This is a genomic window from Acinetobacter sp. WZC-1 (assembly GCF_052544965.1).
Window position 1 is genome coordinate 578833 of record NZ_CP199370.1, and the last position, 14090, is coordinate 592922.

Genomic DNA, 14090 nt, shown 5'->3' on the forward strand with positions numbered 1-14090 from the left:
ATGATTGTGAATCCCATAAAACGCAGACCGACACGAAAAATCCGGGTCGGCTCTGTGTATGTCGGTGGTGATGCTCCCATCAGTATTCAGAGCATGACCAATACCGAAACCTGCGATGTCGATGCAACGGTGGCACAGATTCAGCGCTGTGCAGATGCCGGTGCTGATATCATGCGTGTCTCTGTACCGTCGATGGAAGCGGCAGAGGCATTTGGCGAAATCCGTAAACGGGTGTCCGTTCCGTTGGTGGCAGACATTCACTTTGACTATAAAATTGCTCTGAAAGTTGCCGATCTGGGGGTGGATTGTCTGCGGATTAATCCGGGAAATATTGGTTCGGAAGCCAAAATCCGGGAAGTGGTTGCCGCGGCGAAGCATCATGATATCTCAATACGTATCGGAGTGAATGCCGGTTCGCTGGAAAAGGATCTGCAGGTTAAATACGGTGAACCGACCGGTGCAGCCCTGCTGGAATCTGCGTTGCGTCATATTGATATCCTCGATCGTCTGAATTTTCACGAATATAAAGTGTCGGTCAAAGCATCGAATGTGTTCCTGACAATGGATGCATATCGGTTGTTGTCCGAACAGATTGACAATCCGCTGCATCTTGGTGTGACGGAAGCCGGGATTTACCGTACCGGGACGGTCAAGTCAGCCATTGCACTGGGTGGTCTGCTGATGGAAGGCATTGGCGACACCATGCGTATTTCACTGGCTGCTGAACCGGAAGACGAAATAAAAATTGGTTTTGATATTCTGAAATCACTGAGTCTGCGTTCCAATGGGATTAATTTTATTGCCTGTCCAAGCTGCTCACGTCAGGAATTTGACGTGATCAGGGTTATGCAGGCACTCGAAGAGCGGCTGGAAGATGTCCGCACCCCAATGGATGTTTCGGTGATCGGCTGTAAGGTCAATGGGCCGGGCGAAGCCAAAGAAGCCGATATCGGTGTGGTGGGCGCAAGTCCGCGTTCACTGGTCTATCATAATGGTGAAAAGAGCCATCTGATTGATACAAAACAGCTGGTTGACGAAATTGAGTCCATGGTTCGTCAGCGTGTTACAGAGCTTGAAGAAGCTAAATCCAGGGAAATTATTCGTAGTTCATCATGAGTTCAATTACTGCAATTAAAGGTTTTAATGACGTCCTTCCTGCACAGACCGCTGCATGGCGACGTCTGGAGCAATATCTGGCATCGTTAATGGATGCCTATGGTTATCAGCAGATCCGTTTGCCTGTGGTGGAGCAGACCAGTCTGTTTAAACGCTCCATTGGCAATGCAACCGATATTGTTGAAAAGGAAATGTACACCTTTCTGGATAAGGGTAATCCACCGGAATCGTTGACCTTGCGGCCGGAAGGCACTGCAGGCTGTGTCCGGGCCATGCTGGAGCACAATCTGCTGCGTGGCGCCACGCCCCGGGTGTGGTATGTCGGGCCGATGTTCCGCTATGAAAAACCACAAAAGGGCCGTTATCGGCAGTTTCATCAGTTTGGGGTGGAAACCTTTGGTGTGGCCACACCGGACATGGAAGCAGAACTGATTCTGATGACTGCACGGCTGTGGAAACGCATGGGCGTTGCGGATATGGTGCGCCTTGAGCTGAATACGCTGGGGGAGCCGGATGAGCGTGCTGCGTATCGTACGGCGCTGGTGGATTTTCTGATGATCCATAAAAATGAACTGGATGAAGACTCTCAGCGTCGCCTGAGTACCAATCCATTGCGCATTCTGGACTCCAAGGATGCACGGACCCGGCAGATCCTTGAACAGGCACCGAAGCTGTATGATTTTATCGGTGAAGACAGCATAAATCATTTTGAGCAATTGCAGCAGTATCTGAGCGATGCCGGGATTGCGTTTGTGATTAACCCGCAACTGGTCCGTGGTCTGGATTATTATAACAAAACCGTATTTGAGTGGACCACGACCCATCTGGGGTCACAGGGAACTGTCTGTGCCGGTGGGCGTTATGATGGTCTGGTGGGACAGTTGAAGGCGAAACCGGATCAGTCTGTACCGGCAGTCGGTTTTGCAATGGGCATGGAGCGTTTGCTGCTGTTGCTGGAAATGGTGGAAGACCATAGCGTTATCCGTGACTGTGAAATTTTCCTGGTGGCAGATCCGGTTTCACAGGGTAAGGCCCTGCTGCTGGCTGAGCAGATCCGTAATCAGCTGGAAGACGCAGGCAGTCTGATCCGTCTGAAAACCGGTTCACAGGGGTCCATGAAAAGTCAGATGAAAAAAGCTGATCAGTCCGGGGCTGTCTATGCCTTGATCCTGGGTGAACGGGAATGGGAAGCACAGCGGTTTTCTGTCAAGGCACTGGCCACGGCTGAACAATTTGAAGTTGTGGTGTCTGATGCCGTATCATTCTTCATCGATAAATTTTCTTCAAAATAAACTGGCAAGGACAGGGAAAGGGTAACTCAATGGGCGCAATGACTGGTGATGAACAACTTGATGGTTTAAAGTCATTTATGAAGAAATATGGCTCAGCCATAGTGAGCGGTATTTTAATTGCACTGATTGCTTTTTTTGGCTGGGAATACTGGCAGAAAAAGACCCTGGCAGATCACCAGATTCAGACCGCACGGGTGAAGCAACTGGCTGCTGAAGCACACCAGATGGCTGGACGTCCAGAAGCCTTTGGTGCGCTTGTACCGGCGGCAGATAAAATTGTCCGGGAAGATTCGGATTCCATCCATGCCGTGCAGGCGCAACTGATCATGGCTCATCTGGCCTATGAAAAGGCGGATTATGCTGCGGCTGAGCGTGAACTGAAAAAAGTGGAACATGCGAAACTGAAGGATGAAGGTATTTTACAGATTGTAAAGCTTCGTCTGGCAGATGCGCAGCTGGCCCAGAAGAAATATGATGATGCCCTGAAAACCCTGACAGCCGTAACGATCCCTGCTTTTAAGGCCACAGCTGAAGAAGCGAAAGGGGATGTTTATGTGGCAAAAAATGATACTGAAAATGCCAGAAAATCGTATCAGGCTGCCTGGGATGCATTGCTGCAACGTAAACAGGAACGTCAGATTTTACAAATTAAACTCGAAAGTGTTGGCGTATTAGTGGATGATCCTGAAATTGAACGCCCAATTTTAGCAACACAAGTGGATGAGTCCTGATGGATACAAAGTATAAAATACCTTTTGCCTTAGCAATTTTGTCAGCAGCATTGATGGGCTGTTCAAGTAATAAGATTAAAGAGGAAAAAATTAAGCCGAATCCACTGCCTAAGCTTGCCCAGGCCACCAGTCTGGTGCCTGTATTTTCCCAGAATGTTTCTTCCACCTCAGAAGAAGATCCGTTGCGCCTGAGACTGGACTCAGACAATGGCGTAATTTTTCTGCTGGATCCCAAAGGGACAGTGGCTGCTTATAAGGGTAAACAGCGTCTGTGGGAGACCCGGGTCAGCAAAAATGGTCTGAGTTCCGGGGTCACCGCAGCAGACGGTCTGGTCATTGCCGGCAATAAAAAGGGTCAGCTGTTTGCAGTGGATCAGGCCACAGGTGAACAAAAATGGGTGGCTCAGCTTTCAGGCGCAGTGATCAGTCCTGCCCTGGTTCAGGCTGGCCGGGTCATTGCCATTGCCAATGACGGTACAGTCTTTGCATTTGATGAAAGCACCGGTCAGCAGGCATGGACCTATAAAATGACCAATGCTGCATTCAGTTTACGGGGTCAGGCAGCACCGGTCAGTATTGATGCCAGAACCATTGTGGTGGCAACGTCCAATGGCTATGTCTATGCCATTGACAGTCTGACCGGAATCCCGCGTATGCAGCGTCGGGTTGCGGTTTCAGAAGGTCATTCAGATATCCAGCGACTGGTGGATATTGACGGCGATCCTGTTGTTGCAGGGCAGTACCTTGTCACCAATAGTTTTCAGGGGCAGGTCACCGTACTGGATCTGGCGGCACAACAGGTGGTGTGGAGTGAGGATGTCAGCAGTATTACCCGTCCTGAAGTGGCAGACAATAAAGTGTTTGTTGCGCAGACAGATGGTAAATTAACAGCCTATGACCTGACAACAGGCCAGCAGTTGTGGCAGAATGAGCAGCTTTTAAATCGGAACCTGAGCAATCCTGTCATGCTGGGGCAGAACCTGGTTGTGGGAGACCTGGATGGGATGTTGCATCTGATTAATCCAGACTCGGGACAATTGGTCGGTCGTTCAAAAACCAGCGGTGAAGTGCGTTCCCTGCGGGTGATTGATCAGCAGCTATATGCTTCCACCAGAAAGGGTGCGCTGAGCGTCTGGCAAAACCGTTAATTTTTTTGTCTGATGGCTGGGCCTGGACAAAACTGAGCTTTTTATTAATCCCGGGGTCATTGAATATTCAATACCCCGTGTTTTTGTTGAGCTGATACACTTATTTGCTTTTTATACTTTCCGGTTCAGGCCATTCAGTGTGGCCAACCTGAATATAAGGTTAATCTATGAAACCCGTAATTGCGCTCATTGGTCGTCCGAATGTCGGAAAATCAACGTTATTTAATCAGATTACCAAAAGTCGTGATGCGCTCGTAGCTGACTTTGCCGGGCTGACCCGTGACCGTAAATATGGCGATGCGGTGTATGAGAATAAATCATTTATTGTGGTGGATACCGGCGGTATTGGGGAAAGTGAGGCCGGGATTGACGCCTATATGGCAGAACAGTCAAAAACGGCAATTCATGAAGCAGATATTATTGTCTTTGTGGTGGATGCGCGGGCTGGCCTGCTTGCCTCCGATGAACAGATTGCCCGTGAAATTCGTACGCTGGGTAAAAAAGTTTATCTGGTGGCCAATAAGGTCGATGGGGTGCATGCCGAAGCTGCGGTAGTGGAGTTTTTCCAGCTGGGCTTTGGTGAGCCGATTCATGTTGCTGCCAGTCATGGCCGTGGCGTGGCTCAGATGCTGGAAGACGTGCTTGAGGATGTCCCTGAAGATCAGGACGCAGATGAGCATGATCAGGCCACGGGTTTGCGGCTGGCGATTATTGGTCGCCCCAATGTCGGTAAATCAACTCTGGTGAATCGTCTGCTCGGTGAAGACCGGGTGGTGGCATTTGACCAGCCGGGAACAACCCGGGATTCAATTTATATTCCATTTGAACGGGATGGCCGTCATTACACCCTGATTGATACCGCCGGTGTGCGCCGTAAAGGTAAAGTGGATGAAATGATTGAGAAATTCTCAATTGTGAAAACACTGCAGGCGATTAAGGATGCGCATGTGGTGGTGGTGGTGCTGGATGCCCGTGAAGGAGTGGTTGAACAGGATCTGCATCTGATCGGTTATGCGCTTGAAGCGGGTCGGGCCATGGTGATTGCCATTAATAAATGGGACAACATGACCGAGTATGACCGTAAGCAATGTAAACTGGATGTTGAACGCCGTTTCGACTTTATTCCCTGGGCGAAGGTACATCTGATTTCTGCCCTGCATGGTACCGGTGTCGGTGAAATGTATCCATCCATCCACCGGGCTTATGATTCATCTCACTTAAAGGTTTCTCCGGCAAAACTGACCCAGATTCTGAATGACGCCACCGAGGCACATCAGCCTCCGATGATCAGCGGTAAGCGTATTAAAATGCGCTATGCTCATATGGGCGGGCAGAACCCACCAACCATTGTTGTTCATGGCAATAAAGTGGATAAAACCCCGGCGGATTATCGTCGTTATCTGGAAAACGTATTCCGTAAGGTGTATCAGCTGGAAGGGACACCGGTCCGTATTGATTTTAAAACGTCTGGAAATCCATTTGAGGGCCGTAAGACCCAGGTGGATGAGCGTGTGGCTGCACGCCGCCGCCGTTATGTGCAGAAGTTTAAAAAGGCCGAGAAGAAATTTAAGCGTTAATTGGGTCAGATGCAGATTTATCTGAAAATAATGCAGAGATGTGGCTGATGACCGGGTTTAAATTCGGTTAATTATGCTTTTTAAAAAAACAAGCAGATTTTTGTTGTTTTGTATTTCAGGTGTTATAATTGCCGCGCCACGGCGGTGGGTAAGAGACAAATTAGAATATCGAGTAACGATTGGGCATGATTCAGATCAAGGTATCGCGGCTCACACTGAGTTGTGCCGGGGAAACTTATCCTGCATTGGAATATATTCCTGCCATGCAGCGCAGACGCTTATCCCCCATGGCGAAAATGGCACTGAACAGCGCCATACAGAGCCTTGCAGATACACGGGTGGATTATATTGTGTGGGCTTCGCAATATGGCGATGAAACCAGAACCTGTAAAATTCTGGAAGATGTGTTACAGGCGCATACGCCATCACCGACCCAGTTTTCCACTTCAGTTCATAATGCTGTGGCAGGCTTGTATTCAATTTTATGTCAGGATTCAACTGCGTCCACCAGTCTGTGTGCGAGCTGGTCAGAAGCACTGATTGAAGCCTATGCTTTTTTAAAGACGGCGTCGGACCAGGCACAGGCACTCGTGGTTTATTATGATGAACCCTTGCCGGATATCTATGTGGAACATCAGCAGTTCCAGGGTTTTGCGGTGGCTGCAGTGATTGCTTTACAGCAGCCTGATTTGTATCTGAATCTGGATGCACTGGTGGAGATTGAACCTAAATATCAGGATGCGCTGAATTTTTACCATTGCTGGACGCAGGATCAGCATCACCCGGGCATACGTGTGTGGCCATAATGCAGAATGTAAAACATAAAGCCAGTTATGCCTGGCGTATGGCAGCGACCGGTTTCAGTTTTGCCAGTTTTGGTATGGGTGGTGTTGCCATCGGCAGTATTATTGCACCGCTGGTCAGGTTGAGCAGCGCTGATGCTGAGGTCAGACGACAGCGTGCCCGGAAAGTCATCAAATACAGCTTTAAGGGCTTTACCGAAATGATGGTCAGACTTGGCATCATGACTTATACGGTGGAAGGGCTGGACAGGTTGCAGAGCAGTCATCGGGAGTTGGTGATTGCCAATCATCCCACCCTGATTGATGTGGTGATTTTAATTGGTCTGATGGAGCAGGCCAATTGTGTGGTCAAGCAGGCGCTGTGGTCAAACCCGTTTACTCAGGGGCCGGTACGCAGTGCCGATTATATTTTAAATGCAGGTTCTGAACAGTTTATACAGGACTGCGTGGACAGTCTGCAGCAGGATCAGGCGGCGTCATTGCTGATTTTTCCGGAAGGAACCCGGACTGCAAAAGGAGCATTGCTGAATGAATTTCAGCGCGGTGCTGCCAATATTGCCATTCGGGCAGGGGTTCCCATTCGTCCGGTGCTGATTCGGTGTACGCCTTCTACATTGACCAAAAATGAGAAATGGTATCATATTCCATCAGAGCCGTTTCATGTCCAGATTAAGGTGCTGGATGCAATTCATGTGGATGATGTGCTGACTGACAGTACGGTTTCCCCTAAACAGGTTCGCCAGTTAAATCGGAAGCTTCAACAGTTTTTTAACCAGGAATTATCGAAAAAATGAGCAATCTTGCTGATGAATTAAAACAAATGATTATTGATGTACTCGCCCTTGAGGATATCAGCACGGAAGATATTGACACTGAAGCACCACTGTTTGGGGATGGACTGGGACTGGATTCAATTGATGCACTGGAACTGGGGCTGGCGTTAAAAAAGCGCTATAACATCCATTTAAATGCAGAATCTGCTGAAACCAGACAGCATTTCAGATCAATTCAGAGTCTGGTGGCATTGGTTGAAGCGCAATCGGCGGCATAAGAGGTAAAGATGTTAACGCAAGAACAGGTACTTGAAAAATTACGTGAATGGATGGAAGAACTGTTTGAAATTGAGCCTGCAGAAATTCAGCTTGATTCAAATTTATATTCTGACCTGGATGTCGACAGTATTGACGCCATTGACCTGGTGGTAAAAATTAAGGAATTGACCGGTAAGCAGGTCAAGCCTGAAGATTTTAAAAATGTCCGTACCGTTCAGGATGTTGTAACGGTGATTCAGCATATGTCGGCTGAATGAAACAGATCATCAGGGGCATAGTCGTGATCTTACTGATCCTCTATCCCTTTTTTGTGGGATGGAGTCTGTCTCACGGGCAATTGGTCTGGGTCAGTGCCTTGCTGATTGGTCTGGGTGTTGTGCGTTTATTCAGTCCGGGACATGCTCTGCTGTGGCCGCTGACCGGATTTGCCATTTTGTGTGGCAGTTTAAGTCTGCTTTTAAAGGATCATGCCTGGTTAAAAATGTATCCGGTTTTTATGAGCGTCGGAGCATTGATGATTTTTGCAGGTACGTTAATCCGGCCACCTTCCATGATTGAGCGTTTTGCCCGGCTGGCGGAGCCGGAACTGCCGGCATCCGGTGTGGCATGGACCCGGAATATCACGGTGGTATGGTGCATTTTTTTTACTTTGAATGCCATGATTGCGCTGGCAACGGTATTATTTGCCCCTATGCAGGTCTGGGTTATTTATAATGGTTTTATTTCCTATTTGCTGATGGGCATGCTGCTGCTGGGGGAATTTATCCTGCGCAAGCGTCAGCAGCGGCTGCATCCGGTCAGCAACAGCACCGAAGAATCATAAGAGTTACCCATCAATTATGTTGTGTCACTTTCAGCACCACCTTCAGTCTACACAGACTTTATGCATCCGTGAGGATTTGACGACCATCCGTTTTCTGGATTTCTGGCAGGATGTCACAGCGCAGATGGCCGCCATTCAAAGGTTGGCTGACGGGATTCAGCTGAGCAGCACTCAGGCTGGTGAAACTATTCAGAGCGGGAAAGGCTTTTCCGGAGAAACTCAGCCTGGACAAACCGGGCCTGGACAAATCTGGGCCTTATGGCAACCGGACAGCTATGATTTTCTGGTGTTGCTGCTGGCGGCTGTACTGGCAAAAAAACAGATCATGATTGTACCGAATCGGGTCCGGGAGCTTGAGCGGCAACTGGCCGCTCAGGGGATTTATTTTCTGAGCCGACAGCCGGCAGTCATGGAACATGCAGCGCAGTCACTACAACTGGATGATGCTGTTTTAAATCAGGCCCGTATTTATTTCTATACCTCAGGTTCAACCGGTCAACCAAAAAAAATTCCAAGAACATTCAGACAGCTGCTCAATGAAATACAGGGGCTGGAACAGTATTTTCAGCTACAGCCTGCTGCTGTGGCCGTTGCAACGGTCAGTCATCAGCACATTTATGGTTTGTTGTTTAAATTACTGTGGCCGCTGGCCTGTGGTCGCAGTTTTTATAATCCACAACTGGTTTTCCCGGAAGACGTGGTACAGGCACAGCGTCAGTTAAAACAGATACAGCTGCTGAATTATGTGATTTCCAGTCCGGCTTTATTAAAACGCTGGACGCAGGATGTGTCGCTGCAGGACTGCCTGATGGTGTATTGTTCCGGCGGTCAGCTGGATTCCGGTGTCCGGCCACTGCTGAACAGGCCCATTACCGAAGTGTTGGGCAGCTCTGAAACCGGTGGTATTGCATATCGTCAGCAGGATGAAGCGCTATGGCTGCCTTTTGCAGATGTCGAGGTTCAGGTGGGACCACAGCAGGAACTGACGGTCAGAAGCAGTCATGCTTTCAGTGAGGAATGGATCTGTACCGGAGATCGGGCTGAAATGCAGGAAGCTCATGTACAAAGCCCTTTTCGGTTACTTGGGCGGCTGGACCGCATTGTCAAACTTGAGGAAAAGCGTCTGAGCCTGGACGTCATTGAGCAGGAAATTCAGTCGTTGCCTGAAGTGCAGCAATGTCATGTGCTGATTCTGCAACATGCAAACCGCCAATTACTGGCCTGTGTGGCGGTTCTGACGGATGCAGCGCAACAGCTGTTGATCCAGCAGGGTAAACCAGCGCTGCTTGCTGCATTGAAAGTACAACTGACAGCAAAGCTTGAAGGAATCGCCACTCCCCGGCAGTGGCGTTTTCTCAGTCAGTTACCCCAAAATACCCAGTCCAAACTGAATAAAAACGATATTCAAGCGCTGTTTCAGTCATTATTACTGCCGGTGGTCCTGAAACAGCAGCAGGATTCGGAACAAACTGTACTGGAACTTGAGTTTCCTGCAGAAATGGCCTGTTTTAAGGGACATTTTCCGGGGTATCCCATTTACCCGGGTGTTGGGCAGGTTGGCTTCATTCAGCATTTCGCCCGTGAATGCTGGTCTGAGCTGGCCTGGTGCAGTGGGTATGAACAACTGAAATTTCAGGAGCTGATCCGGCCCTATACTGTTGTACAGTTGAAGTTACAGCGTAAACAGCATAAGGTCCATTTTGAAATGTATGCGGCAGATAAACGACTGGCTTCGGGTCGGTTGCTGTTTGCACTGAAGGATCAGGGAGAAGATGCATGAACAGTGCTGCCGGTATGCAGTATGGTGTGGTTGTTCCGGTATATAACCATCCGGATTGCCTGGTTGCGCTCATGGCACACCTTAGCCAGTTTGAACTACCTGTCATTGTGGTCAATGATGGCAGTGAGCCGGGCTGTACCCGCATTCTGCATGAACTGGCCGGACAGTACTCCTCCCGGATGGTGCTGGTGGAACATTGCCGGAACCAGGGCAAGGGCCAGGCGGTGATGACCGGTCTGAGTCAGGCAGACCGAATGGGATTAAGTCATGTATTGCAGTTGGATGCTGATGGTCAGCATGACTGGCAGGACGTTGCAAAATTTTTAAGGATTTCCAGGGAAAATCCGCAGGCGATGGTCATCGGGCAGCCTGTTTTTGATGACAGTGTACCAAAGGGGCGGCTATATGGCCGTTATGCAACCCATATCTGGGTGTGGATTAACTCGCTGTCGCTGGATATTAAGGACAGTATGTGTGGTTTCCGGGTTTATCCACTTGCTGCAACCCTGCCCATACTGAATAGTGCCAGATTTCAGCCGCGTATGGGTTTTGACAGTGAAATCCTGGTTCGTCTGAAGTGGAACAATGTGCCCTTTATTAATGTGCCGACCCGTGTGATTTATCCTGCACAGGGCATTTCTCATTTTGATGTATGGCGTGACAATTTTGGGCTGAGCAAAGCACATGCCAGTCTGTTTGCCGGCATGCTGATCCGGCTGCCGCAATTATTGAGCCGTAAATTCAGAGGATGGATCAGATGAATGAACCGGACGCTGAGCAGTGGAGTGAGCTGAAGGAAAAGGGGGGCATGCTGCCGCTGATGCTGATGCTGTGGCTGTACCGCCTGGGCGGGCGGTTTTTGTGCCGGCTGATTCTTTACTTTGTCATTCTGTGGTACTGGCTGTTTGCTCAGACGGTCAGGCGGGCATCCTTAGGCTATTTAAGGCAGCTGCATCGGTTTGCCGGTCAGCAATCGCCGTTTCAGCATAGGCCTGTATCCACCAATAGCTATACTCATCTGCTGCAGTTCGGAGAGTGCATTCTGGATAAAATTGAGGGTTGGCTGGGCCGGATTCCGGAGCATAAGCTCAATTTACAGGGGCATGAAAACTTCCGGGCACATTATGGTAACGGGGCGATTATCCTAGTCTCACATTTTGGCAATATTGAGTTGTTGCGGGCCATCAAGTCAGAACATCCGCAGAAAATTAATGTGCTGGTGTACCAGAAGCATGCCACCCAGTTTAATCGGTTTTTAAGGAAACTGAATGATCGGACAGAGATACAGCTGATTTCGGTGGATGAACTGGGCGTGGAAACGGCGCTATTGCTGCAACAGAAACTGGACCAGGGCGAGTGGGTTGTCATTGCGGCAGACCGGGTGCCGGTACAGTCGGATCGGGTACAGACCGTCCGTTTCCTGGGGCAGGATGCAAGCTGGCCGCAGGGCGCGTGGATTCTGGCGAGCCTGTTGAAAGTTCCGGTATTGGCGGTGTTTTGTTATCGCTTTCAACAGGGTTTTGATGTGCATATTCATCATGTGGCTGATCAGGTCCGGTTAGCCAGGGCGAATCGCTTACAGGACATGCAGCTGTACACCCGTCAGTATATTGCCCTGCTTGAACAGCATTGTATGCGTGCGCCTTATCAATGGTTTAATTTTTATCATGTCTGGAATAAATAACATGCAGGTTTTAGTGGTTGGGGAGCAGCCTTTAACGATTGAAGATGTCATTCGGGTTGCCTGTGATCAGGTACAGGTTGCCTTGCCGGATTCTGCAGCGTGGCGTGCATTGATTCAGCGTGGGGCTGATTTCCTGGATCAGCTGCTGGAAGATGAAGGGGTGATTTATGGAGTCACCACCGGTTATGGAGATTCCTGTCTGGTGGACATTCCACCACATCAGGTGCATGAATTGCCGCTGCATTTGTCCCGTTTTCATGGCTGTGGCCTGGGGCAGAACCTGGATCTGGTCACCGCCAGGGCCGTGGTGATCACACGCTTATGTTCACTGGCCCGGGGGTATTCCGGTGTATCGCTGGCATTGCTGCAACGACTGGTCTGGATGCTGAATGAAAATATTATTCCGGTGATTCCCTCTGAGGGGTCTGTTGGCGCCAGCGGTGATCTGACGCCATTATCCTATATTGCCGGTGCACTGGTGGGAGAGCGTGATGTCTATGTGAGAGATCAGCAGCAGATTGTACCGATTGCCCAGGTCTATGCAGAACAGAAGATGCAGCCGCTGGTGCTGCGCCCCAAGGAAGGGCTGGCACTGATGAACGGTACCGCGGTCATGACCGCCATCGCCTGTTTAAACTATAAAAAAGCAGAACAGATTTCACTGGCCAGCAGCCTGATTACCGCAATGAACGTACTGGCACTGGAAGGCAACCCCAGTCATTTCGATGAAGTGCTGTTTGCTCAGAAACCGCATCCGGGGCAGCAGCATGTTGCGGCACAGTTACGCCACTGGTTAAACAGTGAAGTGCAGACGGCACATCAGAGTCCACGTTTGCAGGATCGCTATTCATTACGCTGCGCACCGCATGTGATTGGTGTTTTTGAAGATTCAGCACAGTGGTTGCGGCAGTTTATCGAAAATGAACTGAATTCAAGCAATGACAATCCACTGATTGATCCGGTCAACCTGAGGGTGTTGCATGGCGGACATTTTTATGGCGGGCATATTGCCCAGGCGATGGACAGTCTGAAGATTATGGTGGCCAATATTGCTGATCTGATGGACCGTCAGCTGGCACAGCTGGTGGATCATAAAATGAACCACGGTTTAGCCCGGAATCTGACCGGTGCCAGTACGGAACGGCTACCGCTCAACCATGGGTTTAAGGCGGTACAGATAGCGGTATCCGCATGGACTGCAGAAGCGCTGAAACAGACAGTGGCTGCGTCCATATTCTCGCGCTCAACTGAATGCCATAATCAGGATAAGGTCAGCATGGGGACCATTGCTGCCCGGGACGCCAGTCGGGTGATTCTGCTGACAGAGCAGGTGATTGCGGCACTCTGCTGTGCCAGTGTTCAGGCTATACAGTTGAAGGGACTTTCACAGCAACTGGGAGAGGAATTAACACAATTCCAGGACTGGGTACAGCAGAGCTTCACATTTGTGGGGGAAGATCGTCCCCTGCAACAGGACTTACAGCAGTTGGTGAATCGGCTGGAACAGTTGTCACTGCTGCAATGTACTGCATTCCATTTACCGTACCCACAGGTTTCGACGCATCAGCCGGAGGATCAGCATGCATGCTGAAGTGATCATTGACATTCCATTTCATGATGTAGACAGTATGCATATTGTCTGGCATGGGCATTATCTGAAATATTTTGAAATTGCCCGCTGTCAGCTGCTGGATGCTTTCGACTATAACTATCTGCAGATGCAGGCATCCGGCTATGCATGGCCGGTAATTGAAAGTCATGTACGTTATGTACAGGGTATTCAGTTTCAGCAGAAAATCCGGGTTCGTGCGATATTGAGGGAATGGGAACACCGTTTAAAAATTGAATATCTTATTTTTGATGCTGAATCAGGAAAACGTCTGACTAAAGGTTATACCTCGCAGGTGGCAGTCAGTATTGCAACACGTGAAATGTGTTTCCAGTCACCGCCGGTTTTACTGGAACGGCTGCATGCATGGGCGGATTTTAACGCCGAATAACCCGGATAGAGAGCCAATATGAACGCTGTGAAAATGAGAATGCCTGCGGATGGGCAAAAACCTGATCAAGGGCCATTATTGCAA

General features: G+C 49.5%; 14 protein-coding genes and 1 pseudogene. All 15 read left to right on the top strand.

Going from position 1 to position 14090, the window contains the following annotated elements:
- A complete protein-coding gene (ispG, locus tag ACT6PV_RS02705; RefSeq protein ID WP_445114962.1) occupies positions 1 to 1116 on the top strand; it encodes a flavodoxin-dependent (E)-4-hydroxy-3-methylbut-2-enyl-diphosphate synthase in 1116 nt (371 codons plus the stop codon).
- On the top strand, positions 1113 to 2408 hold the full coding sequence (gene hisS, locus ACT6PV_RS02710) for a histidine--tRNA ligase (protein ID WP_445114963.1): 1296 nt from the start codon (positions 1113 to 1115) through the stop codon (positions 2406 to 2408). The genes ispG and hisS overlap by 4 nt, the downstream gene beginning before the upstream one ends.
- 29 nt (positions 2409 to 2437) lie before the next feature.
- On the top strand, positions 2438 to 3139 hold the full coding sequence (locus ACT6PV_RS02715; RefSeq protein WP_445114964.1) for a YfgM family protein: 702 nt from the start codon (positions 2438 to 2440) through the stop codon (positions 3137 to 3139).
- Positions 3139 to 4287: an outer membrane protein assembly factor BamB gene (gene bamB / locus ACT6PV_RS02720; protein WP_445114965.1), complete on the top strand. Its 1149-nt coding sequence runs from the start codon at positions 3139 to 3141 to the stop codon at positions 4285 to 4287. The genes ACT6PV_RS02715 and bamB overlap by 1 nt, the downstream gene beginning before the upstream one ends.
- Before the next feature lie 167 nt (positions 4288 to 4454).
- Positions 4455 to 5864 carry a ribosome biogenesis GTPase Der gene (gene der, locus ACT6PV_RS02725; protein ID WP_445114966.1) on the top strand — a complete coding sequence of 470 codons (1410 nt, stop codon included), beginning with the start codon at positions 4455 to 4457 and terminating at the stop codon, positions 5862 to 5864.
- Between the two features lie 185 nt (positions 5865 to 6049).
- Entirely contained in the window at positions 6050 to 6670 is a 621-nt protein-coding gene (locus ACT6PV_RS02730) for a beta-ketoacyl synthase chain length factor (protein ID WP_445114967.1), read from the top strand.
- Positions 6670 to 7474 (top strand): annotated as a pseudogene (locus tag ACT6PV_RS02735) (lysophospholipid acyltransferase family protein). The gene ACT6PV_RS02730 and the pseudogene ACT6PV_RS02735 overlap by 1 nt, the downstream one beginning before the upstream one ends.
- Complete coding sequence (locus ACT6PV_RS02740; RefSeq protein ID WP_445114968.1) at positions 7458 to 7718, top strand: phosphopantetheine-binding protein; 261 nt, start codon at positions 7458 to 7460, stop codon at positions 7716 to 7718. The pseudogene ACT6PV_RS02735 and the gene ACT6PV_RS02740 overlap by 17 nt, the downstream one beginning before the upstream one ends.
- Before the next feature lie 9 nt (positions 7719 to 7727).
- A complete protein-coding gene (locus ACT6PV_RS02745; RefSeq protein WP_445114969.1) occupies positions 7728 to 7976 on the top strand; it encodes an acyl carrier protein in 249 nt (82 codons plus the stop codon).
- Positions 7973 to 8542, top strand: coding sequence for a septation protein IspZ (locus ACT6PV_RS02750; protein ID WP_445114970.1), 570 nt, complete (start codon positions 7973 to 7975; stop codon positions 8540 to 8542). Before ACT6PV_RS02745 ends, ACT6PV_RS02750 begins: the two co-directional genes overlap by 4 nt.
- A 16-nt stretch (positions 8543 to 8558) precedes the next feature.
- Positions 8559 to 10322, top strand: coding sequence for an AMP-binding protein (locus tag ACT6PV_RS02755; protein ID WP_445114971.1), 1764 nt, complete (start codon positions 8559 to 8561; stop codon positions 10320 to 10322).
- 14 nt (positions 10323 to 10336) lie between these two features.
- Positions 10337 to 11083 (top strand): glycosyltransferase family 2 protein, encoded by a 747-nt coding sequence (locus ACT6PV_RS02760; protein ID WP_445117006.1) that lies wholly within the window; start codon positions 10337 to 10339, stop codon positions 11081 to 11083.
- A complete protein-coding gene (locus ACT6PV_RS02765; protein ID WP_445114972.1) occupies positions 11080 to 12006 on the top strand; it encodes an LpxL/LpxP family acyltransferase in 927 nt (308 codons plus the stop codon). The genes ACT6PV_RS02760 and ACT6PV_RS02765 overlap by 4 nt, the downstream gene beginning before the upstream one ends.
- 1 nt (position 12007) lies before the next feature.
- On the top strand, positions 12008 to 13597 hold the full coding sequence (locus ACT6PV_RS02770) for an HAL/PAL/TAL family ammonia-lyase (protein WP_445114973.1): 1590 nt from the start codon (positions 12008 to 12010) through the stop codon (positions 13595 to 13597).
- The gene (locus ACT6PV_RS02775; protein ID WP_445114974.1) at positions 13587 to 14006 is read left to right on the top strand and encodes an acyl-CoA thioesterase; all 420 of its coding nucleotides are present in this window, start codon (positions 13587 to 13589) and stop codon (positions 14004 to 14006) included. Before ACT6PV_RS02770 ends, ACT6PV_RS02775 begins: the two co-directional genes overlap by 11 nt.
- Positions 14007 to 14090: the final 84 nt, after the last annotated feature.